This is a genomic window from Pseudomonas sp. RGM 3321 (assembly GCF_022836805.1).
Taxonomy (GTDB): domain Bacteria; phylum Pseudomonadota; class Gammaproteobacteria; order Pseudomonadales; family Pseudomonadaceae; genus Aquipseudomonas.
The window spans coordinates 1-249 of sequence record NZ_JALHBH010000006.1 but is presented as its reverse complement, the minus strand read 5'-3'; the positions used below and the strand labels follow the sequence as shown (position 1 = coordinate 249).

Genomic DNA, 249 nt, shown 5'->3' with positions numbered 1-249 from the left:
CAAGCTCTTTAATCCGCTGCTCGGGTGACGGCGGGAGGGTTGGCTCGGTCATGGACCTGATCCTCGGCTCTCGAATTGATGCGCCTTGGCTCCAATCCTGTCGACCGTGCTTTCGTAACCAGACCAGACCAGCACCGTCGACCGGCCTTGGATGCCATAGCGTCGCTGGGCTTCTTTATAACTCAACTCGCCTTTTTCAACCTGGTCTACGACCGATAATTTAAAGGCTAGCGTGTAATCGCGTTGGCT

Annotated in this window: 1 pseudogene; it reads right to left on the bottom strand. The window is 55.4% G+C overall.

The features are described from left to right. Nucleotides 1–249 (bottom strand): annotated as a pseudogene (locus RGM3321_RS00020) (IS3 family transposase); the annotation flags it as partial.